27 protein-coding genes and 2 tRNA genes are annotated in these 22,983 nt (G+C 68.9%); 13 read left to right on the plus strand and 16 right to left on the minus strand.

From position 1 onward, the window contains the following. Positions 1-8: 8 nt before the first annotated feature. The 4 genes from G6N48_RS20500 to G6N48_RS20515 are packed head-to-tail and all read right to left on the minus strand — an operon-like array spanning position 9 to position 3,469. Positions 9-1,115 carry an Rv2629 family ribosome hibernation factor gene (locus G6N48_RS20500; RefSeq protein ID WP_085270850.1) on the minus strand — a complete coding sequence of 369 codons (1,107 nt, stop codon included), beginning with the start codon at positions 1,113-1,115 and terminating at the stop codon, positions 9-11. 50 nt (positions 1,116-1,165) lie between these two features. Next, positions 1,166-1,357 carry a hypothetical protein gene (locus tag G6N48_RS20505; RefSeq protein WP_085270851.1) on the minus strand — a complete coding sequence of 64 codons (192 nt, stop codon included), beginning with the start codon at positions 1,355-1,357 and terminating at the stop codon, positions 1,166-1,168. Positions 1,358-1,386: 29 nt separating this feature from the next. Next, a complete protein-coding gene (gene lipE, locus G6N48_RS20510) occupies positions 1,387-2,625 on the minus strand; it encodes a lipase LipE (protein ID WP_085270852.1) in 1,239 nt (412 codons plus the stop codon). A gap of 19 nt (positions 2,626-2,644) precedes the next feature. Continuing rightward, complete coding sequence (locus tag G6N48_RS20515) at positions 2,645-3,469, minus strand: crotonase/enoyl-CoA hydratase family protein (RefSeq protein WP_085270853.1); 825 nt, start codon at positions 3,467-3,469, stop codon at positions 2,645-2,647. Between the two features lie 23 nt (positions 3,470-3,492). Here G6N48_RS20515 and G6N48_RS20520 point away from each other — a divergent pair, with 23 nt between their 5' ends. Beyond that, the gene (locus tag G6N48_RS20520; protein ID WP_179969893.1) at positions 3,493-4,077 is read left to right on the plus strand and encodes a TIGR03086 family metal-binding protein; all 585 of its coding nucleotides are present in this window, start codon (positions 3,493-3,495) and stop codon (positions 4,075-4,077) included. An 8-nt stretch (positions 4,078-4,085) separates the two neighbouring features. On the opposite strand, the gene G6N48_RS20525 is transcribed toward G6N48_RS20520, so the two are convergent. Next, on the minus strand, positions 4,086-4,547 hold the full coding sequence (locus G6N48_RS20525) for a DUF4334 domain-containing protein (RefSeq protein ID WP_085270855.1): 462 nt from the start codon (positions 4,545-4,547) through the stop codon (positions 4,086-4,088). Then, positions 4,544-5,623 carry a pyridoxal phosphate-dependent aminotransferase gene (locus tag G6N48_RS20530; RefSeq protein WP_085270856.1) on the minus strand — a complete coding sequence of 360 codons (1,080 nt, stop codon included), beginning with the start codon at positions 5,621-5,623 and terminating at the stop codon, positions 4,544-4,546. Before G6N48_RS20530 ends, G6N48_RS20525 begins: the two co-directional genes overlap by 4 nt. 88 nt (positions 5,624-5,711) lie before the next feature. On the opposite strand from G6N48_RS20530, the gene G6N48_RS20535 reads away from it, so the two are divergent. From G6N48_RS20535 to G6N48_RS20545, 3 genes are all read left to right on the plus strand, one after another. Then, positions 5,712-5,800 (plus strand) — tRNA-Ser (locus tag G6N48_RS20535). Between the two features lie 42 nt (positions 5,801-5,842). Next, positions 5,843-5,915 (plus strand) — tRNA-Arg (locus tag G6N48_RS20540). Positions 5,916-6,011: 96 nt separating this feature from the next. Next, the gene (locus G6N48_RS20545; protein ID WP_179969894.1) at positions 6,012-6,179 is read left to right on the plus strand and encodes a hypothetical protein; all 168 of its coding nucleotides are present in this window, start codon (positions 6,012-6,014) and stop codon (positions 6,177-6,179) included. A gap of 40 nt (positions 6,180-6,219) precedes the next feature. Here G6N48_RS20545 and G6N48_RS20550 read toward each other — a convergent pair whose 3' ends face one another. Genes G6N48_RS20550 through G6N48_RS20560 form a run of 3 tightly spaced genes read right to left on the minus strand, consistent with a single transcriptional unit; the run spans position 6,220 to position 8,286 of the window. Beyond that, positions 6,220-6,753, minus strand: a complete 534-nt coding sequence (locus G6N48_RS20550; RefSeq protein ID WP_085270892.1) for a GNAT family N-acetyltransferase — start codon at positions 6,751-6,753, stop codon at positions 6,220-6,222. An 11-nt stretch (positions 6,754-6,764) separates the two neighbouring features. Beyond that, the gene (locus G6N48_RS20555; protein WP_232066671.1) at positions 6,765-7,238 is read right to left on the minus strand and encodes a hypothetical protein; all 474 of its coding nucleotides are present in this window, start codon (positions 7,236-7,238) and stop codon (positions 6,765-6,767) included. A gap of 49 nt (positions 7,239-7,287) precedes the next feature. Continuing rightward, positions 7,288-8,286 (minus strand): phosphotransferase family protein, encoded by a 999-nt coding sequence (locus tag G6N48_RS20560; protein WP_085270893.1) that lies wholly within the window; start codon positions 8,284-8,286, stop codon positions 7,288-7,290. 240 nt (positions 8,287-8,526) lie between these two features. Between G6N48_RS20560 and G6N48_RS20565 the strand changes: the two genes are divergently transcribed. Then, positions 8,527-9,471: a class I SAM-dependent methyltransferase gene (locus G6N48_RS20565; RefSeq protein WP_085270858.1), complete on the plus strand. Its 945-nt coding sequence runs from the start codon at positions 8,527-8,529 to the stop codon at positions 9,469-9,471. 16 nt (positions 9,472-9,487) lie between these two features. On the opposite strand, the gene G6N48_RS20570 is transcribed toward G6N48_RS20565, so the two are convergent. After that, positions 9,488-10,438: a zinc-binding dehydrogenase gene (locus G6N48_RS20570; protein WP_085270859.1), complete on the minus strand. Its 951-nt coding sequence runs from the start codon at positions 10,436-10,438 to the stop codon at positions 9,488-9,490. 79 nt (positions 10,439-10,517) lie between these two features. Here G6N48_RS20570 and G6N48_RS20575 point away from each other — a divergent pair, with 79 nt between their 5' ends. From G6N48_RS20575 to G6N48_RS20590, 5 genes are all read left to right on the plus strand, one after another. Then, on the plus strand, positions 10,518-10,928 hold the full coding sequence (locus tag G6N48_RS20575) for a MarR family winged helix-turn-helix transcriptional regulator (RefSeq protein ID WP_179969895.1): 411 nt from the start codon (positions 10,518-10,520) through the stop codon (positions 10,926-10,928). A gap of 210 nt (positions 10,929-11,138) precedes the next feature. After that, complete coding sequence (locus tag G6N48_RS28360) at positions 11,139-11,366, plus strand: hypothetical protein (protein ID WP_085270861.1); 228 nt, start codon at positions 11,139-11,141, stop codon at positions 11,364-11,366. Between the two features lie 27 nt (positions 11,367-11,393). Further along, entirely contained in the window at positions 11,394-11,549 is a 156-nt protein-coding gene (locus G6N48_RS27750; RefSeq protein ID WP_169718455.1) for a DUF6131 family protein, read from the plus strand. 156 nt (positions 11,550-11,705) lie between these two features. Further along, the gene (locus G6N48_RS20585; RefSeq protein WP_085270862.1) at positions 11,706-12,410 is read left to right on the plus strand and encodes a response regulator transcription factor; all 705 of its coding nucleotides are present in this window, start codon (positions 11,706-11,708) and stop codon (positions 12,408-12,410) included. After that, complete coding sequence (locus G6N48_RS20590) at positions 12,388-13,935, plus strand: sensor histidine kinase (protein WP_085270863.1); 1,548 nt, start codon at positions 12,388-12,390, stop codon at positions 13,933-13,935. Before G6N48_RS20585 ends, G6N48_RS20590 begins: the two co-directional genes overlap by 23 nt. A 9-nt stretch (positions 13,936-13,944) precedes the next feature. On the opposite strand, the gene G6N48_RS20595 is transcribed toward G6N48_RS20590, so the two are convergent. Beyond that, the gene (locus G6N48_RS20595; protein WP_085270864.1) at positions 13,945-14,421 is read right to left on the minus strand and encodes a lipoprotein LpqH; all 477 of its coding nucleotides are present in this window, start codon (positions 14,419-14,421) and stop codon (positions 13,945-13,947) included. 181 nt (positions 14,422-14,602) lie between these two features. Here G6N48_RS20595 and G6N48_RS20600 point away from each other — a divergent pair, with 181 nt between their 5' ends. Beyond that, positions 14,603-16,477: an alkyl/aryl-sulfatase gene (locus G6N48_RS20600; RefSeq protein WP_085270865.1), complete on the plus strand. Its 1,875-nt coding sequence runs from the start codon at positions 14,603-14,605 to the stop codon at positions 16,475-16,477. 8 nt (positions 16,478-16,485) lie between these two features. Here the strand turns inward: G6N48_RS20600 and G6N48_RS20605 are convergent, their stop codons facing one another. From G6N48_RS20605 to G6N48_RS20625, 5 genes are read right to left on the minus strand one after another with little or no spacing between them, the layout of a single operon-like run. Then, positions 16,486-17,454, minus strand: a complete 969-nt coding sequence (locus G6N48_RS20605) for an NADPH:quinone oxidoreductase family protein (protein ID WP_085270866.1) — start codon at positions 17,452-17,454, stop codon at positions 16,486-16,488. Continuing rightward, on the minus strand, positions 17,454-18,074 hold the full coding sequence (locus G6N48_RS20610; protein ID WP_085270867.1) for a TetR/AcrR family transcriptional regulator: 621 nt from the start codon (positions 18,072-18,074) through the stop codon (positions 17,454-17,456). The genes G6N48_RS20605 and G6N48_RS20610 overlap by 1 nt, the downstream gene beginning before the upstream one ends. Next, a complete protein-coding gene (locus G6N48_RS20615; RefSeq protein ID WP_085270868.1) occupies positions 18,055-19,338 on the minus strand; it encodes an acyl-CoA dehydrogenase family protein in 1,284 nt (427 codons plus the stop codon). Before G6N48_RS20615 ends, G6N48_RS20610 begins: the two co-directional genes overlap by 20 nt. A 13-nt stretch (positions 19,339-19,351) precedes the next feature. After that, positions 19,352-20,110 carry an SDR family NAD(P)-dependent oxidoreductase gene (locus G6N48_RS20620; RefSeq protein ID WP_085270869.1) on the minus strand — a complete coding sequence of 253 codons (759 nt, stop codon included), beginning with the start codon at positions 20,108-20,110 and terminating at the stop codon, positions 19,352-19,354. Between the two features lies 1 nt (position 20,111). Beyond that, positions 20,112-21,152, minus strand: a complete 1,041-nt coding sequence (locus tag G6N48_RS20625; RefSeq protein ID WP_085270870.1) for a phosphotransferase family protein — start codon at positions 21,150-21,152, stop codon at positions 20,112-20,114. Positions 21,153-21,263: 111 nt separating this feature from the next. Between G6N48_RS20625 and G6N48_RS20630 the strand changes: the two genes are divergently transcribed. Together G6N48_RS20630 and G6N48_RS20635 are read left to right on the plus strand one after the other, a co-directional pair. Next, positions 21,264-21,884, plus strand: coding sequence for a histidine phosphatase family protein (locus G6N48_RS20630; protein WP_085270871.1), 621 nt, complete (start codon positions 21,264-21,266; stop codon positions 21,882-21,884). A gap of 45 nt (positions 21,885-21,929) precedes the next feature. Then, the gene (locus G6N48_RS20635; RefSeq protein WP_085270872.1) at positions 21,930-22,982 is read left to right on the plus strand and encodes a phosphotransferase family protein; all 1,053 of its coding nucleotides are present in this window, start codon (positions 21,930-21,932) and stop codon (positions 22,980-22,982) included. Position 22,983 lies beyond the last annotated feature (1 nt).

Here is a 22,983-nt window from a genome sequence, read left to right on the forward strand (position 1 = left end):
CCGCAGGGCTAGTGCAGCGCGGGCGCGTAGCGCAGCACCGCTGCGACGCCGTCGGCCGGGGCGATCCGCTCGTCGGTGCGCACCAGCGAGGCCCCCACGGAGATCGCGAACATGGGCAGCGCCTCGTCGGCCCGCAACGTCTTGTCGGGAGCGGCGCCCTGCTCGGACAGCACGTTCTCGTTGGGGGCGACGGTCGTGAGCCTGGCGTCGGCGACCACGGTCGCATCACCGATGTCGCCGATGATCAGCGTGTCCACCGCGCCCTGGCGCAGCGCCGAGCAGACGGCGTCGAGACCCTCGGCGGCCAGCCCGGACTGCCGGCCGATCTCCGCGGTGAATCGCTGCGCCGCATCGTCGATGGTGCGCAGCTGGCGCTTGACGAACTCGGCCTCGATGGCCTCCTCGACCTCGCCGAAGTCGTGACCACTGTGCCGCGCGCCGACCTCGAGCGGCACGGCGAGTTCCCGCAGCCGTTCGGGTAGCGACGCCAGGAGGTCAGAGCGCGACCGCACCTCACCGACCACGAAGACCACCTCGATGGACTTGTCGTCGACGAGTTCGGCCACGCGGTCGGCGACGGCGCGCATGTTCTTGCGGCCGGCTTCCTCGGTGCGCAGCTGAGGGTCACCGTAGCCCGCGTTCTCGGCACCGGCGGCCTTGTGCACCGGGTGACCTTCGCCGTCGACGGTTTCCGCGCGCAGCGTGCCGCCGACCTGGGTGGTGATGTCGGCGCCGCTGTGATCCACGATCACCAGCACGTAATCCGGGTGGTCGTAGCTCAGTTCGAGGATCGGCACCAGATAGGGCAGTGGGGAGACACGGACCACCGCGGCCGCGACGGGCCGGGCCAAATGCTCGTTGATCATCACTTTGTCGGCGCTGGCCACCACCGCGCGCCCGCTGCGGCCGATCGGCGGCCGCAGGTTCATCACCGCGTCGTGGATCTGGCTGACGACGTCGGGCCCGGCGCCCTGCTTCTCGAGGTCCTCTTTGGCCGCCCGCCACCTGAGGTCGAGCTGCGCCTCGGCGTCGTGGGTGTCGCGCGAATCGTCGAAGTACACCGACGCGAACGGTGCCGGCGCATCCATCAGTTTGCGGAAGCGTTGAGAGTCCATGACTTTTCGGGTTGCCCCGCGGGGGCGGGCACAAACCCCGGTCGGGGTTCCTAGTAGCTCCGGTCCCCTTCGCTGTCGTCGAAGAAGTGCCATTCGCCGTCGTGCTCGACTTCGATGCGCCAGCCCAGTTCGTTGCCCTCGACCTTGTTGTCGACGAACCAGGCGTGCGCCTTGTCGGCGCTTTCGATGTCCTCGGTCGCGACGACGTCACCCTTCGGATTGAGCACTCGGTATGTAGCCATTGCCGCAGTGTTCCCACCGAAAGGCATTGTCAACCGGTGGGTATTTCGGCGGCGATCGTGTCCATCAGGGCGGTGTACCGCCGGGCTTCCGGGTCCCGCCCCGGCTTGCCGCTGCTGATCACTCCGGCGGCCAGGCTGCGCGCCGGGTCGGCCCACAACGCGATGTTGACCAGGCCCAGATTGCCGAACGCGTTCGGCGCGTTGCGTCCGAAGGGCCCCCACCTGTTCGTGCCGAGGATGTATCCCGTGCCCCAGCGGGCGGGCTGCAATCCGACCGCGAAATCCGGTCGCAGGCGCCGGCATTCGGTGACGGCGTTGTACATGGTCTCCGGGCTGACCACCCGCACGCCGTCGAGTTCGCCTCCCCGGCGCCAGATCTCGGCGAACCGCGACATCTCGTGCGCGGTCGATACCGTGTTGGACGACGGGATGATCGTGGTGAGGAACAGCGGGGTGTTGGTGATCGGGATCATCTCGTGCACGGTGCCGCCGATCGCCTTGCGGAAGATCTGGGCGACCACGGGCGGCAGCGGGCGCCCGGTGGCGTGGCTGGGCGCGACCAGCGGCAGATCCTGTTGCGCGACACCGAAATTGGTCCACCGAAAGCCCAGCGGGTCGAGGATCTCGGTGGCCAGGATCTCGCGAATCTCCTTGCCGGTGGCCGCGTAGACGATCTCGCGGACCAGCGGGCCCCATGTCAGCGCGTGGTAGATGTGCACCAGCCCCGGCCGGTACAGCGGCCGCAGCTCACTCAGCTTCTGTTGCGCGTATTCGTGGTCATCGGCGCGCCTGACGTCCGGCTTCGGGCCGGTGGGGAAGGGCAGGCCGGCGCTGTGGGTCAGCACGTGGCGGATGGTGATCCGGTGCTTGCCGTGACTGGTGAAGGTGGGGATGTAGTCGCAGACCCGGTCGTCGAGGGAGAACACCCCGCGCTCGACGAGCATGTGGATCACGGTCGCCGCGACGCCCTTGGCCGCCGAGTACACGCAGAACGGGGTGTCCGTCGTCGCCCGGACCTTCTCGGCGTCGGGCGCGTCGGTCGGGGCGTTGCCCCAGCCGTGTCCGATCGCGCGGTTGAGCACCACCCGCCCGCGGTGGCGTAGGCACAGCTGGATCGCGGGGTGAAAGCCCGCCTGGTACCAGTGTCGGGCGGCCCGCCAGATCCGCTCGACGGCCGCGGGGTCGATTTCGCAGTGGTCCTCGTCGGCGATCGCCGTCACCGAGTCCAGGTCGGATGGAACGCGGATCCTGCCGTCGGGTGTCGTCACGTCAGCGAGGGTACGTGTCTCACTCGCCCGTGAACCGTGGCGGACGCTTTTCGAACGTGGCCGTGATGCCCTCGGTCAGGTCCTTGGACGGCAGGAAGGCCGCGTTCCAGGCGGCGACGTAACGCAGACTCTCCGCGACGGCCGAGGCGCGCTGCTGGTCGAGCACGTCCTTGATGCCGTGCACGGTCAGCGGGGGGTTGGCCGCGATCTCCGCTGCGGCGGTGTGGGCGGCGGCCAGCGTCGTCTCGGGGTCCTCGAACACGGCGTTGACCAGGCCGATCTTCTCGGCGCGCGCCGCGTCGATGTCCTTGCCGGTCAACGCGAGCTCGCGCAGGTGCCCGTCGCCCAGGATCATCGGCAGCCGCGCCAGGCTGCCCACGTCGGCGACGATTGCGAGTTTGACCTCGCGCACCGAGAACTTGGCGTCGGCGCTGGCGTAGCGGAAGTCCACCGCTGAGATCAGGTCCACCCCGCCGCCGATGCACCAGCCGTGCACCGAGGCGATGGTGGGGGTTCGGCAGTCCGCCACGGCGGTGATCGCGCCCTGCATCCGCTTGACCTCGGCGTGGAAGCGGGCGCGTGGACCGGCCAGCGCGTCGCCGCCCAGCAGCGGGGTGAACGAACCCCCCATCGCGGGCACGTCCAGGCCGTAGCTGAAGTTCCTGCCGGACCCCGTGATGACGATGGCCCGCACGTCCGGGTCGGCGTCGAGCGCCGCGAACACGTCGGGCATCTCCGACCAGAACGCGGGCCCCATCGCGTTGCCCTTGCCCGGTCCGATCAGCGTCACCTGCGCGACGTGGTCTTTCGTGTCGACGGTGACCGATTCGTATGTTTCGCCCATAGCGAGACCGTAGCGTGGCAAACATGCCTCGTGATCTGCGACCCGGACCTGATTCGCCGCCCACCGACGAGCTGCACAGCGCCGAGGACACGCTCGGGGTGCTGCAGCAGGTGCTGCACACCATCGCCGCCGACGAGATGTCCAGGCAGACCCCGTGCCGGGAGTTCGACGTGACGCAGTTGACCGGCCACCTGTTGGGCTCGATCGCGGCCGTCGGGGGCATGGTGGGCGCGGAGCTTCCGCAGCGCGACGAGAGCGACTCCGCGGAACGGCAGATCATCACCGCGGCGCGCCCCGTCCTGGACGCCTGGCATCGCCGCGGGCTGGACGGCACGGTGCCGTTCGGTGACGGCGAGCTGACCGCCAAGGCCGCGTGCGGTCTGTTGTCGGTCGAGTTCCTGGTCCACGCCTGGGATTACGCCAGTGCCGTGGGCCGCGAGGTGGACGCACCGGAGTCGTTGGCCGAATACGTGCTGGGGCTGGCGCGCAAACTCATCCGTCCCGAGATGCGCGGCCCGGCCGGCTTCGACGCCCCGGTCGACGTGTCGGGCGACGCCGGCGCGCTCGAGCAGCTCGTCGCGTTCACGGGCCGCAACCCGGCGCGCTGAGCGCGCCGCTACACCCGTTCCAGGTAGAAGTAGTAGTACCGGCCGTTGTCGAGCACGCCCTTGCCGTTCATGATCCCCATCACGGCGTCGTCGTCGATCTTCTTGAAGTGGTCGTGCACGGGCTGGCCGTCGTAGACCATCGTGGCGGTGACCTCGCCGCGGAAGCTCTCCAGCCAGAGGCTGGCCTCGCCCTTGCCCATGGCGACGTTGGAGAACTTGTTGCCGTCGGCGTCCACGCAGACCAGCGGCTGCACGTCGGCCACCGACTTGAAGTTCTTGCCGAACCAGCCGGCCTTCTCGAGCTGGCCGTTCATCTTGTGCCCGGTGGCGAACTCGCCGCCCTTCCACTCGCCCAGCATGCCCTCGATGGTCGCCGGCTGCAGCGTCGCCCAGAAGGCGTCGAGCTCGGCGTGCGGAATCTCACCAACGCGTTCCTTGAGCTCGGTGAACTGCTTGCGGGCCAGGTTCATTGAGCACTCCTCACGGTTTGGTGGGCGATCCAGTCGCGGGCGAACCGCAGCAGCGCGTCGTTCTCGTCGGGCGCACCGATGGTGACCCGGACGCCCTCGGGCGCGAACGGGCGGACAATCAGCAGTGCCTCGGCGGCGCGCCGCACAAAGTCCGCGGTCCGGGTTCCCAGCGGCAGCCACACGAAGTTGGCCTGGGTCGGCGGCATGTCGTAGCCGGCGTCGCGCAGGTCGGCCGCGACCCGGGACCGTTCGGCCACCAGGGCGTCGGTGCGGGCCATCAGCTCGTCGGCGGCTTCCAGGGATGCGATGGCGGCGGCCTGCGAGATGCTGGCCACCGAGAACGGCACGTAGACCTGGTCCAGCGCCGTGATCAGGTCCGGGTGACCGACCGCGTAGCCGATGCGCAGCCCCGCCAGCCCGTAGGCCTTCGAAAAGGTCCGCAGCACAACGATGTTGCCGCGGCTGCGGGCCAGCCGCAACGAGTCGGGCGCCATGCCGTCGCGGATGTACTCGACGTAGGCCTCGTCGATGGCGACGACGATCTGCGGCGGGACGGCCTCGACGAAGCGGCTCAGCGCGTCGGGGTCGACGACCGTGGACGTCGGGTTGTTGGGGTTGGCGATGAAGATCAGCCGGGTCCGCTCGGTGATCGCGGCGAACATCGCGTCGAGGTCGTAGGTGTGGTCTGTCAGCGGGACCTTGACGGGGATCGCGCCGGATATCTGGACCATCGGCGGGTACAGCTCGAAGCTGTGCCAGCCCATCACGACCTCGTCGCCGGCCGCTGAGGTGATCTGGACGAGCTGCTGGCACAGGCTGACCGATCCGCAGCCCACCGCGACGTGCTCGGGGCCGAAGCCTTGGCCGAGGTGTCCGGCCAGGGCGGCCTTGAGTTGCACGCAGGCGTTGTCGGGGTAGCGGTTGACGTGGTCGGTGCCCCGCTCGATGGCCGCGCGGACGCTGGGCAGCGGGCCGAACACAGTCTCGTTGCTGGCCAGTTTGATTGAACCCGGCGCGCTCTTGCCGGGCACGTAGACGGGAAGCCCGACCAGCTCGGGGCGCAGGCGGGCGGTCACTTCGACAGCATATGTCGGGGCTGTGTACGCTATCCCTCCGGCGGTCCGGGAGACCGGGAAGGGGTCGGGTACCCTCAGAAAGTCCAATGGAGGCGTGCCAGAGCGGCCGAATGGGGCTCACTGCTAATGAGTTGTCCCCCTCAAAGGGGACCGGAGGTTCAAATCCTCTCGCCTCCGCTGAGTTGGTTTGACAGATGTACGAACGACAACTGAACACAAGCGCCCGTAGCTCAACGGATAGAGCATCTGACTACGGATCAGAAGGTTAGGGGTTCGAATCCCTTCGGGCGCGCTCATCACCAGCGCCTTTGCTGCATCTCCGAGAAGTCCCGAATAGTTCATGCGGCGTGTGTTGCTGTCTGCACGGGACGGGGATAATGTGCGGCGCATGACCTCGATCAGCAGCGCGCAAACAACGGTGACTCGTCTCGGCGGCGGCGGTGGCCGCTTCGGTGGCGGTGGCGGCTTCGTCGGCGGCGGCGGCGGTTTCGTCGGCGGTGGCGGTGGATTCGTCGGCGGCGGCGGCGGTTTCGTGGGTGGCGGCGGCGGCCGCTAGGTCCCCGCGCCCTCTCATCGCCGGCGCAACGACAGCGCCTCTAAACGATGGGGCCGGGTGCGATCTGCTCGGCGCTGCCCAGCAGATCGAGTTGCATCCACGCCACGTCGTGCCATTTTCCGTGCTTCCATTCGACGCTGCGGTACAGGCCGGCGTCGGTGAAGCCGAATGACCGGTGGAATCCGTTGCTGGCCTCGTTGGGCTGGGTGATGCCGGCGAAAGCCTGCCGGTAGCCCCGCTGCGCCAGCCGGTTCATCAGCTGCGCATAGAGCGCGCGGCCGCAGCCGCCGCGTTGGTGGCCGCCGTCGACGTACAGGCCGGTCTCCACCGACCATCGGTAGGTGGCGAGAGATCTCATCGCGTGGGCGTACGCGAAACCGACGATCTGATGGTCGCGTTCGGCGACGAGCCACTCGTGCGCGACGCGGTGCGCGGCGATGCGTGCGGCCATCTCGTCGACGGTGGGGGCCTCGAGTTCCCAGCTGACCGCGGTTTCCAGGACGTAGGGGCGGTAGATCGCAACGCAGCCCTCCGCATCGTCGGGGGAGGCCGGACGCACGTTCCAGGCGCCCACCGCCGGCACCGCTACGGGCGCGGCTGGAACGGGCCGCGACGGGGCGGCTCGGTCACGGTCTGGGTCACGGTGCTGGTTTCGGTGCTCGGCGCGACCGTGGACGTGCTCGGCGCGACCGTCGTGCCGGTGTCGGTGCTCGGGGGCGGAGCCGTTTCGGTGACGGTCTGCGTCGGCGCACCGCCACCGCCGCCCCCGCCGCGGTGTCGCGGCGCCTCTTCGGCGGTGGTGGTGGGCGCCACGGTGGTGGTGGGAGCCGGCGTGGTGGTCGCGGGGCTTTTCGCCGGAGCTCCGGCCGTGAGCTTGACCACGGCGAACACGACGGCGGCCAGCACGATGACGCCGATCGCACCGGCGGCGATCAGCGCCGCCGGACGGCGGTACCAGGGCGTCGGCGGCTCGGGCCCGGGCTGGGGTTCGGAGTACCCGCCATACCGCGCGGCCGCGGTTGGCTCGGAGTAGTAATCGGGTTCCTCGGGGTACGGCACGACAGCAAATCGTAGTGCCTCACCGCGCACAGGCAACCGCGTGGCCGCGTCAGCCTTGGCCGTCGATCAGGCGCAGCGCGCGTTCGAACAGGTGCACCGTGGCGGCGTGCAGCTGGTCGCCGACGGTCTTCTCGGCCTTGCCCGCGCAGGCCCGCGCCAGCGTCCCCTCGATCACGATGCCCAGCTTGAAGCAGGCCAGCACGGTGTACCAGGTGAGCTGCGAGAGGTCGCGGGTGGTGTTGGCGGCGTAACGCTCGAGCAGCTCGTCGGTGCCGGCCAAACCGTCGTGACCGCCCAGCGCGTGGCTGAACACGCTGGACCCGTCGGGCTGGCGCCAGGTGGCCAGCAGCCAGCCGAGGTCCAGCAGCGGGTCGCCGATGGTGCACATCTCCCAGTCGACGATGGCGACCACGTCCGGCCCGGTGCGGGAGAACATGACGTTGGCGGCGTGGTAGTCGCCGTGCATGATCCCCGGCGTCCAGGCCGTAGGCCGGTGGCGCTCGAGCCAGTATGCGACCCGGTCTACCCCGGGGATGTCCGGCCCGGGGTAGTTCTCGTATTCGCGATAGGACTCCAACTCTGAAAGCCAGCGCGGCACTTGGCGTTCGAGGAAGCCGTCCGGTTTCCCGAAATCGCCGAGCCCGACGGTGACATGGTCGACGGCCCCGAGGTTGGCCAGCGCGTCGGCCATCGACAACCCCATCCCGTGCCGCACGCCGGCGTCGCCCGCGTGCAGCGCGGGCAGCCCCTCGCCGGCGTTGAACCCGTCGACCGGCTCCATGAGGTAGAACACGGCGTCACCGAGCACACCGGGGTCGTCGCAGGTGGCAATGAGGTGCGGGTGGGGCACGTCGGAGCCGGCCAGTGCGGCAAGGACTTTCGTCTCCCGCAGGATCACGCTGTTGCTGCGCGGACGCAGGTGGCGCGGGCCTCGCCGCAACACGTAGGGCCGCCCGGCCCGCGTGAATCGCAGCATGACGTTCTGCGTCCCCCCGGTGACGGCGCCGACGTCGTCCAGGGGGCCCTCGCCGAGCCCCTGGCCCGTCATCCACTCCGCGACGGCCTCGAGGTTCACCCCATCCACGGTCGGCCCCTGGTCTGCGCGGCGCTGCGCGGACACTTCCTGCGGCGTGCGTGTCATCGCGGCACTCCTCTGCCAACCCGGAGGTCTGGCGACCTGTGGGGCGTCTGGGAAAATGGTAGGTCACCGGCTGCGCGCCGCCGGGCCCCGGCCGGGCCTGGAACAATAGTGTGCGGAACTAACTGTCGCGCTGGGAAGGAAACTGCGATGCCGCGGACCGACAACGACTCCTGGGAGATCACTCAAAGCGTGGGAGCCACCGCGCTCGGTGTCGCCGCGGCCCGCGCCGCGGAGACCGAAAGCCCGAACCCGCTGATCAAGGACCCCTTCGCGCGGGTCTTCGTCGACGCCGCGGGCAAGGGCATGTGGAGCATCTTCGCCGATCCCAAACTGCTGGCCCAGGCGATCGAACTCGAACCGGACGTTCAGTCGCGCGTTCAGCTCATGATCGATTTCATGGCCACCCGGACGGCCTTCTTCGACGAGTTTTTCCTCGGCGCGGCCGGCTCGGGGGTCAGGCAGGTGGTGATCCTCGCCTCCGGCCTGGACGCACGCACCTGGCGGCTGCCGTGGCCCGACGGGACCGTCGTCTACGAACTCGATCAACCCAAGGTGCTGGACTTCAAGATGAACACGCTGCGCGAGCACGGCGCGCAGCCCAGGGCCCGCCTGGTGAACGTCGCGATCGATCTGCGTCAGGATTGGCCGAAGGCCTTGCAGGAAGCGGGTTTTGATCCGTCGCTGCCGGCGGTGTGGTCGGCCGAGGGGTTGGTGCGGTACCTGCCGGCGCAGGCGCAGGACCTGCTGTTCGAGCGCATGCACAAGCTGAGCGTCCCCGGAAGCTGGCTGGCCTCCAATGTGCCCGGCCAGGGTTTCACCGATCCCAATCTGATTGAGCGGCAACGCCAAGACGAACAGCGCCTGCGGGCGGCCGCCGCGAAGCTGGTCGACGCCGAGGTGACCGACTTCGGCGACCTGTGGTACCCCGAGGAGCGCACGCCGGTCGACGGCTGGCTGCGCGACCACGGCTGGGACGTCTCGGTGGCGACCTTCCCGGAACTGATGGCTCGCTACGGACGGAGCATTCCGGCCGCGGTCGAGGGCGCGATGCCGCCAACGCTGTACGTGTCCGCGCAGCGCCGCGCGGACTGAATCGGGCGCCCCGCGCTCACGGCGTGATCACCACCCGTGCGTCGGTGGCGGTGCCGTTCCACACCGCTCCGACGTCGGTGAGCGGCACTACGCGAACGTCCACATCGAAAGCGCCTTTGGTGATCTCCTCGATCATGCCCGGCATTTCGGCCAGCATGTCGACGCCGGACACCGATCCCTGGCCGCTGCCCAGGATCTGTAGACGCGCGGCACGCAAAGCTGCGGAAGGGATTTCGGCCGTGGAGCCGGCGACCGAACCGACCTCGATCCATGCGAGCGGTTTTGCCGGGTCGGTTCGCTTGCCGGCGATGCCGGCCATCAGGGCCGACGTGATCGGACCCCAGAGGTAGTCGATCACGACGTCGACGTCGCGGGCCAGTTCGGCGAGATCGCCTGTGTTGGAACCTCCATCGAGTCGGAAGGTGTCATCGGCGCCCAGGCCGGCGAGTGTCGCAAGCCGCTGGGCGTCGCGTCCGGCCCCGATGACGCGGCCGGCGCCGAGGTGTCTGGCGACCTGCACTGCCATGCGGCCGGCGCTGCCGGTGGCGCCGAGGATCAGCACCGTCTGGCCCGGCTGGAATTCGATGCGCCGGCGCAACGCGATCCACGAGGACATCACCGGGTTGACGGCCGCGGCCACCAGGACGGGGTCGGTGTCGCCGCGCAGAGCGAGGCTGCGGCGCCGGTCGACGACGGTCTGCTCGGCCATGGCGCCCATGGTTGTGTCGGGCAGGACGAAGTAGAGCAGGGTGCCGTCGGGCGCGCGTCCCACGCCGTCGATTCCGGGCACCAGGGGGAGTTCACCGCGGCTGGTGTAATGCGAGCCGTCCGCCTGGGCACGAACGCGCGGGTGCAGTCCGGTGGCAATCACGTCGACGATCACCTCGTCGGCGCTCCGCGGGGTGGGACTGGGGAATTCGCGATAAGCCGGGGGGCTGTCGAATGCGGTGACGACGGCTGCGTGCATGGCGGCCCCTCCTCAAAATAGATGGTATTACGAACTAATCTAGATGGCACTACGAACTAACGCAAGTTATGGTGGAGCCATGGATCTCGCGGACGAACTCATCGACGACCTGGTGCAGGTGTCATTTGCGGTGACCGCCGCGCTCAGCCGCGTTGCCGCCGAACACGATCTGTCACTGACGCAGCTGCGCGTCCTGGGGATCCTGCGCGACCGTGAGCCGACGATGGCCGAGCTGGCAACCCACCTCGGGCTCGAACGCTCGACCGTCAGTGGGCTCATCGATCGCGCTGTGCAGCGTGGCCTGGCGCGCAAGACGACGCATCCCGGCGATGCCCGATCCGTACGCGTCAGCCTCACGACAGAGGCAAGGCGGCTGATCCCCCCGATCGTCGCCGACATCGGCGCGCTGATGGAACCGCTGACCGGCCGGCTCACCGCGAGCGAACAAAAGCGCCTGATCGCCCTGCTGGACAAAGCGCTCGACCACTAGGGTCTTCGGACCGCGACAATCTGGCTCTCGCGGGCGTCGGCGAGGCGGGCCGCTGCATGGCTTGACGAGCATTCCCGCGGTGAGCCGCGTCGCCGCTCTATCGCAACGACGCGCGGAGGAGTTGAATTAATGGGGCCGATGTTTAGACATGAGTCAAATGGGAATAGTTAGGCCCACGGGAAGTCCTTCCCGAGCACAACGGAGGTCACGATGCGTGGTCGCGGAATAATCGGCGTGATTGTCCTGGTGTGGTTGCTCATCGGAGTCATCGCGGCTTGGCAGCGCGATTACTTCAAGGGCGGTCCGCAGAACTGCGTGACAGCGGGAAACATCGCCTTGACTGTCGTCGCAGGGCCTTTGAATTACGCGGGTGTCAACCCGAAGATCAAGGACTGCCATGTTCCCCAACCCAGTTCAATGCCGGCAGTTAGCTATTAACCAACCTCTCACATAAAGGAAGTTGACATGATCGTCGTAGGTGCAATCCTTCTCGTCCTGGGATTTGTCTTCGGAATTCACTTGTTGTGGGTGCTTGGCATCGTCTTGCTCGTCATCGGCGCGGTGCTGTGGATCATGGGCTCGGTCGGGCGCCCGGTCGGCGGCCGCCGCTACTGGTACTAACGGCCGACGGGCCGCAGCGAAGCGCGTGACTGCCCGGCAGTCACGCGCTTCGCTGCGTTTCACAGGACACGCATAGTAATGGCATAGCCTCGGCCCATCCGGCCGCGGATACTGGATCTTGTGACGCAATCTCGAGCCTCGACGGAGCGGGTGGTCATGTGCCGCGCCGACGGAAAACCCATCAACGTCCTCGTCGTAGACGACGAAGCAGTCCTCGCCGAGATGGTCTCCATGGCACTGCGATACGAGGGCTGGAACATCGCCACCGCAGGGGACGGCTCGGCGGCGATCGCCTCGGCACGCGCCCAGCGTCCCGATGTGGTGGTTCTCGACGTGATGCTGCCCGACATGAGCGGGCTCGACGTGCTGCGCAAGCTGCGCGAGGAGAACCCGCAGCTGCCGGTGCTACTGCTGACCGCCAAGGACGCGCTGGAGGACCGCATCGCGGGGCTGACGGCCGGCGGCGACGACTATGTCACCAAGCCGTTCAGCATCGAGGAGGTCGTGCTGCGGCTGCGGGCGCTGCTGCGCCGCACCGGCATTGCTACCGTCGACAGCGGCGCGCAACTGGTGGTGGGCGACCTGGTGCTCGACGAGGACAGCCACGAGGTGACGCGCGCCGGCGAGACGATCTCGTTGACCTCCACCGAGTTCGAGCTGCTGCGGTTCATGATGCGCAATTCCAAGCGAGTGCTGAGCAAGGCTCAAATCCTCGACCGGGTGTGGAGTTACGACTTCGGCGGCCGCTCCAATATCGTCGAGCTCTACATCTCGTATCTGCGCAAGAAGATCGACAACGGTCGCGAACCCATGATCCACACGCTGCGCGGCGCGGGTTATGTCCTCAAGCCCGCCCGCTGAGAGCGGGTCGCGACTTCCGGCCAGAACACCGCGGGCCTGGTCCCTGCGGCTGCGGCTGCTCGTCGGGCAGGTCGTGGTGCTGGCCGTCGTCTGCGTCGGGATCACCGCCGCAACCGAATTGGCGCTGCTCCATCACCTGGTGGCGCAGCTCGACGGCCAGCTCGCCGGCACCTCGTTCCGCTCGGCCCTGATGTATCCGGAGCCGAATCGGCCTGGCTGGCACCATGAGTCGCACTTCTATCCGCGACCGGGTCCCGGGCCGCGGTTTCTCGACGCCCCGGGCCAGCCCGCCGGCATGGTCGCCGCGGTGGTCAACCACGGCAGGACGGTCGACGCGGGTTACCTGACGAGCAGCGGCGCTCGCGCCGCGTTGACCCCCACGGCGCAAACACAACTCGAGCAGATCGCCGGCAGCCGGACGCCGGTGACGCTGGACCTCGACGGTCTGGGCCGATACCGCGTCGTCGCCGCCCCCAGCCGCAGCGGGGACGACATCATCGTCACCGGACTCGCGATGTCCAACATCGACGCCACCCTGATGCGGATGCTGGTGATCTTCGGGATCGTGACCGTCATCGCGCTGGCCGCCGCGACCACCGCCGGCGCCTTCATCATCAAAAAGGCACTGGCGCCCCTGCGCCGAGTTGCCCAAACAGCAAGCGAGGTAGTCGAATTGCCGCTGGACCGCGGTGAAGTCGAGCTGCCGGTGCGGGTGGCCGAACCCGACGCCAACCCCGCCACCGAGGTCGGCCAACTCGGTTCGGCGCTGAACCGGATGCTCGACCACATCTCGGCGGCGCTGTCGGCGCGACAGGCCAGCGAGACCAGGGTCCGCCAGTTCGTCGCCGACGCCAGTCACGAGCTGCGCACGCCGCTCGCCGCGATCCGCGGCTACACCGAGCTCACCCAGCGCATGGACCGCGACGGCGGCGACCGCGAGGCCATCGCCCACGCGATGAGCCGGGTGGCTTCGGAGACGGAGCGGATGACGCGGCTCGTCGAGGACCTGCTGCTGCTGGCGCGCCTGGACTCGGGCCGGCCGCTGGAACGCGAGCCCGTGGACCTGTCGCGGTTGGCGGTCGACGCCGTCAGCGATGCGCACGTCGCCGGGCCGGATCACCAGTGGGAGATCGATCTGCCCGAAGAGCCGGTGGTGATACCCGGTGACGCGGCGCGGCTCCATCAGGTGCTCACCAACCTGCTCGCCAATGCCCGCGTCCACACCGGCGCGGGCACCGTCGTCACGACGCGGCTGACGGCCGAGCCGTCGCAAACGGTGTTGCGGGTCATCGACAACGGACCCGGCATCCCGCCGTCGCTGCAGACCGAGGTGTTCGAGCGATTCGCCCGCGGCGACTCCTCGCGGTCGAGAAAAGGCGGCAGCACCGGGCTGGGGCTGGCCATCGTGTCCGCCGTCGTCAGGGCGCACCACGGCACCATCTCGGTCGACAGCTCACCCGGGCACACCGAGTTCACGGTGCGGTTGCCGACCAACGGGTGGCAACCGCCCGCAGCTAATCCATGACCTCGTTGCTCAGGGGCAGGTCACATCGATCTCGAAGGGCTTGTTGACGGGCTGCATCGGGTTTGCCATGTCGACGCCGGTCGCGGTCCCCGTGATCTTGTAGCTGTTGCCGTTCTTGTCCGCCGAGGCGTTGCCCTGGCCGTTGGCGGCGTATCCGAGCGTCACGCCGTTGACGTTGCCGAGCCCGACGGACTTCACCTGGGGCGGGTTGGCGTCGGTGAGCACGGCGGCGATGCCGGTCGCCGCGCCGCCGATCGCGATGTCGACGTTGCCGCCCACGGTCGAGCATACGACCGAGCCGCTCACGTTCTGGTCCTTGCCGTCGATCAAGACCTTGGTCGGGGAAGCTCCGCCGGCCGCGGCCGCTGTGCCGGCACTCGAGCTGGTTCCGGAGCTCCCGGTGCTCGACTTGTTGCTGGAACAGCCGGTGAGTCCCACGGCCAGAATCGCCGTTGCGGTCACCGCGACCGCTAATCCACGCTTCACGTGTGCTCCTTTGCCCGATGTTTGCGGCCCTCGTCGCTGAGGGTCGTCTGGGGAAGTATGCAAGTTTGCGGGAGGCAACTTCTACCGTTCCGGGCAAATATTTCAAGTTTCACTGAACGGTTGCCCAGATTGGGCCGGAATCCGTTCGCCGGCGCCATGTGGCGATGGCAATGTATTTCCGATGGAGCACAAACCCCCCACCGCGGCCATCGAGTCGGCGAATAACCGCCACGACCTGCCATTTCACGACGAGACGGACTTTCGCGACGCCGACCGCGGCTTCATTGCTGCGCTGTCCCCCTGCGTGATCCGGGCCGCCGACGGCCGGGTGGTGTGGGACAACGACGCGTACTCCTTCCTGGGCGGCCCGGCGCCGTCGTCGGTGCACCCGAGCCTGTGGCGGCAGTCGACGCTGGCCGCCAAGCAGGGCCTCTACGAGGTGGTGCCGGGCATCTACCAGGTGCGCGGCTTCGACCTGTCGAACATTACCTTCGTCGAGGGCGACACCGGGGTCATCGTGATCGACCCTCTGGTGTCCACCGAGGTGGCCGCCGCGGCACTGGCGCTGTACCGGACCCATCGCGGCGGTGAGCGCCCCGTCGTCGCGGTGATCTACACCCACAGCCACGTCGACCATTTCGGCGGCGTTCTGGGAGTGACCTCCCAGGCGGAGGTGGACGCGGGCGCCGTCGCCGTGCTGGCGCCGGAACACTTCATCGAGCACGCCGTGCAGGAGAACGTCTATGCCGGTCCGGCGATGACGCGCCGCGCGACGTACATGTACGGGACCCTGCTGCCGCGCGGGCCGCACGGCCAGGTCGGGTGCGGGCTCGGCCAGGCGCCGTCGACCGGCGAGGTGGCCGTCATCGTCCCCACCGTCGACATCCGCGAGACCGGCGAGAAGCACACCGTCGACGGCGTCGAGATCGAGTTCCAGATGGCTCCGGGCACCGAGGCGCCCGCCGAAATGCATTTCTACTTCCCGCGTTTCCGGGCGCTGTGCATGGCCGAGAACGCCACGCACAATCTGCACAATCTGTTGACCCTGCGTGGCGCCCTGGTGCGCGACCCGCACGCGTGGTCGGGATACCTCACCGAGGCAATCGACGCGTTCGCCGAGCGTGCCGACGTGGTGTTTGCCTCGCACCACTGGCCGACGTGGGGCCGGGACAACATCGTCGAATTCCTGTCGCTGCAACGGGACATGTATGCGTACCTGCACGACCAAACGCTGCGCCTGCTGAACCGGGGATTCACCGGGGTCGAGATCGCCGAGATGTTCCGGATGCCGCCGGCGCTGGAGCGGGCCTGGCACACCCACGGGTACTACGGGTCCGTCAGCCACAACGTGAAGGCCGTCTACCAGCGCTACATGGGCTGGTTCGACGGCAACCCGGGCCGGCTGTGGCCGCACCCGCCGGAGGCGCTCGCGCCCCGTTACGTCGACGCGATGGGCGGCATCGACCGTGTCGTCGAGCTCGCCCAAGCCGCGTTCGACTCTGGCGACTTCCGCTGGGCGGCAACCCTGCTGGATCACGCGATCTTCACCGACGCCGGCCACACGCCGGCCCGGGCGCTGTACGCCGACACGCTGGAGCAGTTGGCCTACGGCGCCGAGAACGCGGTGTGGCGCAACTTCTTCCTGAGCGGTGCGACGGAATTGCGCGGCGGCAATTTCGGCACCGCCGTCACGGCCGCGTCGATGTCGATGGCCAAACAGCTGACGGCGGAGCAGATCTTCGACAGCCTGGCCCTGCGGGTCGACGGGCCGCGGAGCTGGGACCTCGACATGGCCATCGACATCACCTTCGCCGATTCGGCGACCAACTACCGCCTCGCCCTGCGCAACGGAGTACTGATCTACCGCAAGGTGGCCGCCGACCCCGCGACGGCAACCGTCACGGTCAAGCCGGACAGCAAGTTTCGGCTGCTGCTGGTGGCCATGGGGGACTTCAGCTCACCCGGGCTACAGATGTCCGGCGACCCGACGGCCTTGCAGACGTTCCTCGGCGTCCTCGACGAACCGGACCAGAACTTCAACATCGTGACGCCGTAGTACCGGCCTCAGGTGACGTCGATGATCACCTTGCCCAGCACCTTGCGCTCGGCCACGTGCCGCAGCGCCGCCGCGATCTGGGCCAGCGGGAAACGCGCACCGATGTAGGGCCGGACCGTGCCGGCCGCGAACATGTCCGCCAACTCGCGCACGTCGCGGTCGGCCTCGTCGGGGTGGTCACCGGCGAAGGTGCGGATCTCCATGCCGCGCACGCAGATGCCCTTGAGCAGAACGAGGTTGAGGGGGATGGCCGGGATCGTGCCGGCGGCGTAGCCCAGTGTGACGAAGGTGCCGCCCCGGGCGAGCCCGCGCAGCGCCGGCTCCGAATACGAACCGCCGACCGGGTCGAGGACCACGCGGGCCCCGTCGCCGGTGAGCTCCCGGATGCGTGCCTTCAAGTCCTCCCGGTCGTAGTCCACGGTGGCCTCGGCGCCGCGCCGTCGGCACAGGTCGAGCTTGCGCGGACCCGACGCCGCCGCCAGCACGCGGGCCTTCATAGCCACCGCGAGGTCTACCGCGGCCAGCCCCACTCCGCCGGCGGCGCCGAGCACCACCACCCAATCCCCTTCTGCCACCGGGGCAACCGACCGCAGTGTGTGGTAGGCGGTGCGGTAGGTCACACCGAAGGCCGCGGCCGACGCGAAGTCGGCGTCCTCGGGCACCAGCGTCGCCTGGCCCGCGTCGAGAAGAGCCTGCTCGGCGAACGCCCCGAAGGTGGTTCCCGCCACCCGCTGCCCCGCGACGAACGGGGTGCCTTCCCCGGCGGCGATCACCTCGCCGGCGATCTCGTTGCCCGGGATGAACGGTGGCGGAATCTTCACCTGATACTTGCCGGCGATGAACAGCACATCGGGGAAGTTGACCGCCGCGGCGTGGACGCGGACCAGCAGCTGGCCCGCGGCCGGCACCGGCTCGTCGACGTCCTCGATCACGAGATCTTCGGGGGTGCCGTAGAAGTGGCACACGGCGGCCCGCATCAATGCGCCCCCAGCCCGCCCAGGCAGAATCGCACCACGTGGGCGATGTCGCCGGGCCCGGGCCGCTCGGCCGAACCCACGAAGCGCCGCATGGTGGCGGCGGTGCAGCTGAACACGGCGTCGACGTCGCGGTCGACGTCGACGCTGCCCAGCGCCGCGACGGGCGCGACGAGCAGATCGCGCAGCGGCCGCATCATTTCCTGTTCGGCTGCGCGCCAATCGGATCCGGCGGACATCTGTCCGGCCGCAGCGCGGCTCATGCTGATCAGGTGCGGGTCGGCCACCTGCGCCAGCGTGCCCTCGATCCAGCGCACGACCTGATCGCGCGGCTTGGATTCCTTGGCCATCTGGTGCTCGAGGTAGGACACGACGATGGCCACCCCGCGCTCCATCACGGCCAGGATCAGGTCGTCCTTGCCGGCGAAATAGCGGTAGAACGCCTTGTTCGACGAACCGGCCTCGGCGACGATGTCGCTGACCCGGGGCGGTTCGGGCGCGGACCGTTCCATCACCCGGACCGCGGCGGCCAGGATGCGTTCCACCTCCTCGGTGGCCTCCCGCTGGCGGTCGTCGAGTGCCCGCTCGACTGCCGCCGTGACCCTATTGCCCAATGAGCTCACCGTATTTGGCGCGTGCGGCCGCCCGGCGGACGTCGAGCATCTCACTCGGCCAGTCACCGTCTTCGGCCTCGTACCCTTTCAACAGCATCCGGGCCAGGTTGACCTTGTGGGCCTCCGTCGGTCCGTCCGCCAGCCCCAGGGCGATGCCGCCCAGCAGCACGTTCACCAGCGGCAGCTGGTCGGTGAGCCCCAGGGCGCCGTGGACCTGGATCGCGCGCAGCGCAATCGATTTCAGCACCTGTGACGCCAGGATCTTGCAGGCGGCGATCTCCGTGCGCGCGGCGCGTTCGTCGCCGTTGTCGATCAGCCATGCCGCGTGCAGCACCGTCAGGCGAAACGGGATCAGCTCGGTGTAGGAGTCGGCGACGAATTCCTGGACCAGCTGCTTGTCGGCAAGGGAGCTGCCCTGGGTGAAGCGGCTTTTCGCGCGCCGCGACATCATGTCGACGGCGCGCTGCGCCATGCCGATCGAGCGCATGGCGTGATGCAGGCGCCCGCCCGCGAGCCGGGTTTGCAGGATCACGAAACCCTGGCCCGGCTCGCCGAGCAGCGCATCCGCAGGCACCCGGACCCCGTCGTAACGCACCAGCGAATGGCCCGGTTCGTGCGGGTCCGCCCCCACCAGATGGTGGTCGGCCTCCACGATCAGCCCCTCGGTGCCGGCCGGGATCAAAAACGTCGACGCGCCGGTGTGGACCGGGGCGTCGGGGTCGGTGATGGCGACGACGATGAAAAACGATGCGACGGAGGCGTTGGAGGAGAAGTACTTCCGGCCGGTGATCACCCAGTCGTCGCCGTCGCGGACGGCGCGGGTGGTGAACACCCGCGGATCGGCGCCGCCCTGCGGTTCCGTCATCGAGAAGCAGGAGAAGATCTCCCCGGACAGCAACCCGGCCAGGTACCTGTCCTTCTGGTCCTGCGTGCCGAAGCGGGCGATGATCTCCGCGTTGCCGGTGTCGGGCGCCTGGGTCCCGAACACGATCGGTGCCCACGGGCTGCGCCCCAGGATCTCGTTGATCAGCGTCAGCTTGACCGCGCCGAAACCCTGGCCGCCCAGCTCCGGGCCCAGGTGCGGTGCCCACAGGCCCTGGTCGCGCACCTGCTGTTTGAGGGGGTCGACGATTCGGCGGCGCTCGTCGTCGAGGGGCAGGAACTCGCAACCGGGGAACAGCACCCCGAGCGGTTCGACCTCCTCGTGGACGAATTCGCGCACCCAGTCGAGCTTCTTCTCGAACTCCGGTTCGGTGGAAAAGTCAAAAGGCATGGGCACTCCTGGGTCAGGGGATTCCGCCGTCGGCCCGCAGGATCGAGCCGGTGGTGAAGCTGGACGCATCCGACGCCAAAAACAAAGCAGCGCCCACTATTTCGTGCGGGTTGCCGGCGCGTTTGAGGAAGAGATGGCCGAAGCTGTTGCCGCCGCCCAAATCCCAGGCCTTGCTGACGTCGGTGAGGAAGGGCCCGGCCATCAACGTGTTGACCCGCACGGTCGGGCCGAACGCCTGCGCCAGCCCCTCGGTCATGGCGTTCAGGCCGGCCTTCGCCGCGGCGTACGGGATGATCCCGGCGTTGGGGCGCAGCGATCCGGTCGAGCTCACGTTGATGATCGACCCGCGTCCCGCGGCGACCATCCGCTCGCCGACCAGTGCCGACAACCGGAAGGGGCCCTTGAGGTTGAGGTTGACCACCGCGTCGAAGAGCTTCTCGGTGACGCTGCTCAGCGTGTCGTACAGCGGTGACATGCCGGCGTTGTTGATCAGCGTGTCGATCTTGCCGAACCGGTCGTAGGTCGCGTCGACCAGACCGTCGAGTTGGTCCCAGCGACCCACGTGCACCTGATAGTGCATCGCCGCACGCCCGGTCTGGTCCTCGATCTCCTTTGCGGTGGCCACGCAGGTGTCCATGTTGCGGCTGGCGACCACCACATCGGCACCGCAGTGCGCGGCCGCGAAGGCCATCTCGCGGCCCAGGCCGCGGCTGCCGCCGGTGATCAGGATGACGTGGTCGGTCAGATCGAAAAGGCGGTCTGCATAGCCCATTTCAACGCTCCCCGCCCGACCGGGCCAGCTCGGCGGCGGTGCTGATCAGCCTGGGGATCATCGCCCCGAAAGCCGCGTGGATCGAGGAGTCGACCTCGCCGGTGCGCACGCCCGCCGCGTAGGTCTTCTCGAGCACGATGCCCAGCTTCCAGTTGGCCAGCACCAGGTAGTAGTCGATGTTCTCGCATGCCAGGCCGCTGACCTTCTCGTAGTGCTCGAGCAGCTCGCTGCGGGGCGGCATGCCCTTCATGTCCAGGTAGAACCCGTCGTCGCTGGGGTTTTCGCCGTCGTAGCCCAGCAGTGCCCACGCGAGGTCCAGCAGCGGGTCTCCGACGGTCGTCATCTCCCAGTCCACGATCGCAGCCAGCCGCGCGGGCGCCCCGTGGGCGAACATCACGTTGGCGAACTGGTAGTCGCCGTGCATGATGCCCGGGGTGTAGTGCGTAGGCCGGTTGCGTCGCAGCCAGTCGGCGGCCTCGTCGAGGCCGGGGAGCTCGCGGACCTTGTAGGCGTCGAGGAAGGCCAGCCAGCGGTCGACCTGGCGCTCGTGAAATCCGTCCGGGCGGCCGAAGCCCTCGAGGCCCTGGGCGCGCCAGTCCACCCGGGCGAGCTTGGCGGCGCCGTCGACGAGCTCGAAAGCCAGTGCGCGCCGGGCCTGCAAGTCGGTGTCGAACGGCGGCTGCCACCCGCCGTCCATCGGGCTCCAGCCGTCGATCGCCGCCATGACGTAGAACGGCATGCCCAGCACGGAGCCGGTGTCGTCGGCGGCGATCAGCGCGGCGTGGGGTACGTCGGTGCCCGACAGCGCCCGCACCAGGCGGATTTCCCGCAGCAGGCCGTCGATGCGGGCGGTGTCGGCGCGGGCACCGGGCATGCGCAGCACCATGCGCCGGCCACCCCGTTCGATGAGGTAGAGGGTGTTCTGCGACCCACCCTTCAGCGGGACGAGCCGCGGTTGCTCACCCTGACCCGGCGCGGCGGTGGCGTCCAGCCAGCGGCCCAGGGCGCCCGCGTCCAGGGCGGCCTCGCCGGCTTCCGTCATAGCTCGCACACCTTACTCTCCCGGCTGAGAATAGCATTCTCCACATGGGAAACAAGGCCGCCGTGTCCGCGTGCGAGGCTTGTCGGGAGCTATCGGGCGACAGGGAGAACTATGCAACTGCTTCTGGTCCGGCACGCCTTGCCGCTGCGCAGCGAACACGGCGAGGGCGCCGACCCCGACCTGTCGGCCGAGGGGTGGGCGCAGGCGGAGCGGCTGCCCGGGGCGCTCGCGCGGTTTCCCCTCTCGCGGGTGGTCAGCAGCCCGCAACGGCGCGCCGTGCAAACCGCCGAACCGGTCGCGGCCGCGCGTGAGCTGGCCGTCGAGATCGAGGATCGCTTCGCCGAGTACGACCGCGACCTGCCGGTGTACATCCCCGTCGAGCAGATCAAGGCCGAACGGCCCGACGAGTGGGCGCGCATGGCGCGGGGCCACCTGCCGAGCGCGGTCGACGAGAACGCGTTCCGCGCCCGCGTGCGGACGGCGGTCGGCGACCTCGTTGCCGCCGCGGACCCCGAGGACACGGTGGCGGTGTTCAGCCATGGCGGGGTGATCAACGTTGTGCTGCACGAGATATTGGGGACGGCCCGGCTGTTGTCCTTCCCCATCGACTACGCCTCGGTCACGCGGCTGCTGTTCTCGCGATCCGGTCAGGCGTCGGTCGCGGCGGTCAACACCACCGAGCACGTGTGGGACCTGTTGCCGCGCAACCGGCGGGGTAAGCAGGTCCGCTGACGGGCTTGTAGTCCGTCGCCCGAACGGCGGTGGTAAACAAGTCCGGTGACTTCCGCTGACCAACTCGAAGGTCTGGACCTCGCCGCGCTGGACCGGTATCTGCGTTCGCTCGGCATCGGCCGCGAGGGCGAGTTGCGTGCAGACTTCATCTCCGGTGGCCGCTCCAATCTGACGTTCCGAATCTATGACGACGCGACCAGCTGGCTGGTGCGGCGCCCGCCGCTGCACGGGCTGACCCCCTCGGCGCACGACATGGCCCGCGAGTTCCGGGTGGTCGCCGCGCTGCGGGACACGCCGGTACCGGTGGCGCGCGCGATCGCGCTGTGCCAGGACGACGCGGTGCTGGGCGCCCCGTTTCAGATCGTCGAGTTCGTCCCGGGCCAGGTGGTGCGCCGGCGCGGCCAGCTCGAGGCGTTCAGCCGCACCGTCATCGAGGGGTGCGTCGACTCGCTGATCCGGGCGCTCGTCGACCTGCACGGCGTCGATCCGGACGCCGTCGGCCTGGCCGACTTCGGCAAGCCCAGCGGCTACCTGGAGCGCCAGGTGCGGCGCTGGGGCTCGCAGTGGGCGCTGGTCCGGCTGCCGGAGGACCGTCGCGACGCCGACGTCGAACGGCTGCACACCGGCCTGCGCGACGCCATCCCGCAGCAGAGCCGGACGTCGATCGTGCACGGCGACTACCGCATCGACAACACCATCCTGGACGCCGACGACCCGACCAAGGTGCGCGCCGTCGTGGACTGGGAAATGTCGACCCTGGGCGATCCGCTCAGCGACGCGGCCCTGATGTGCGTGTACCGCGACCCGGCGCTGGACCTGATCGTCAACGCCCAGGCGGCGTGGACTTCGCCGCTGTTGCCGACGGCCGACGAGCTGGCGGACCGGTACTCGCTGGTGGCCGGCCTGCCGCTGGCCCACTGGGAGTTCTACATGGCGTTGGCGTACTTCAAGCTGGCCATCATCGCCGCGGGCATCGACTTCCGCCGGCGGATGTCGGACCAGGCCCGCGGGCTGGGTGACACGTCCGATCACGCGCCCGAGGTGGTCGCGCCGCTGATCGCCCGCGGCCTGGCCGAGCTGGGCAGGCTGCCCGGCTGAG

The organism is Mycobacterium parmense, assembly GCF_010730575.1.
Taxonomy (GTDB): domain Bacteria; phylum Actinomycetota; class Actinomycetes; order Mycobacteriales; family Mycobacteriaceae; genus Mycobacterium; species Mycobacterium parmense.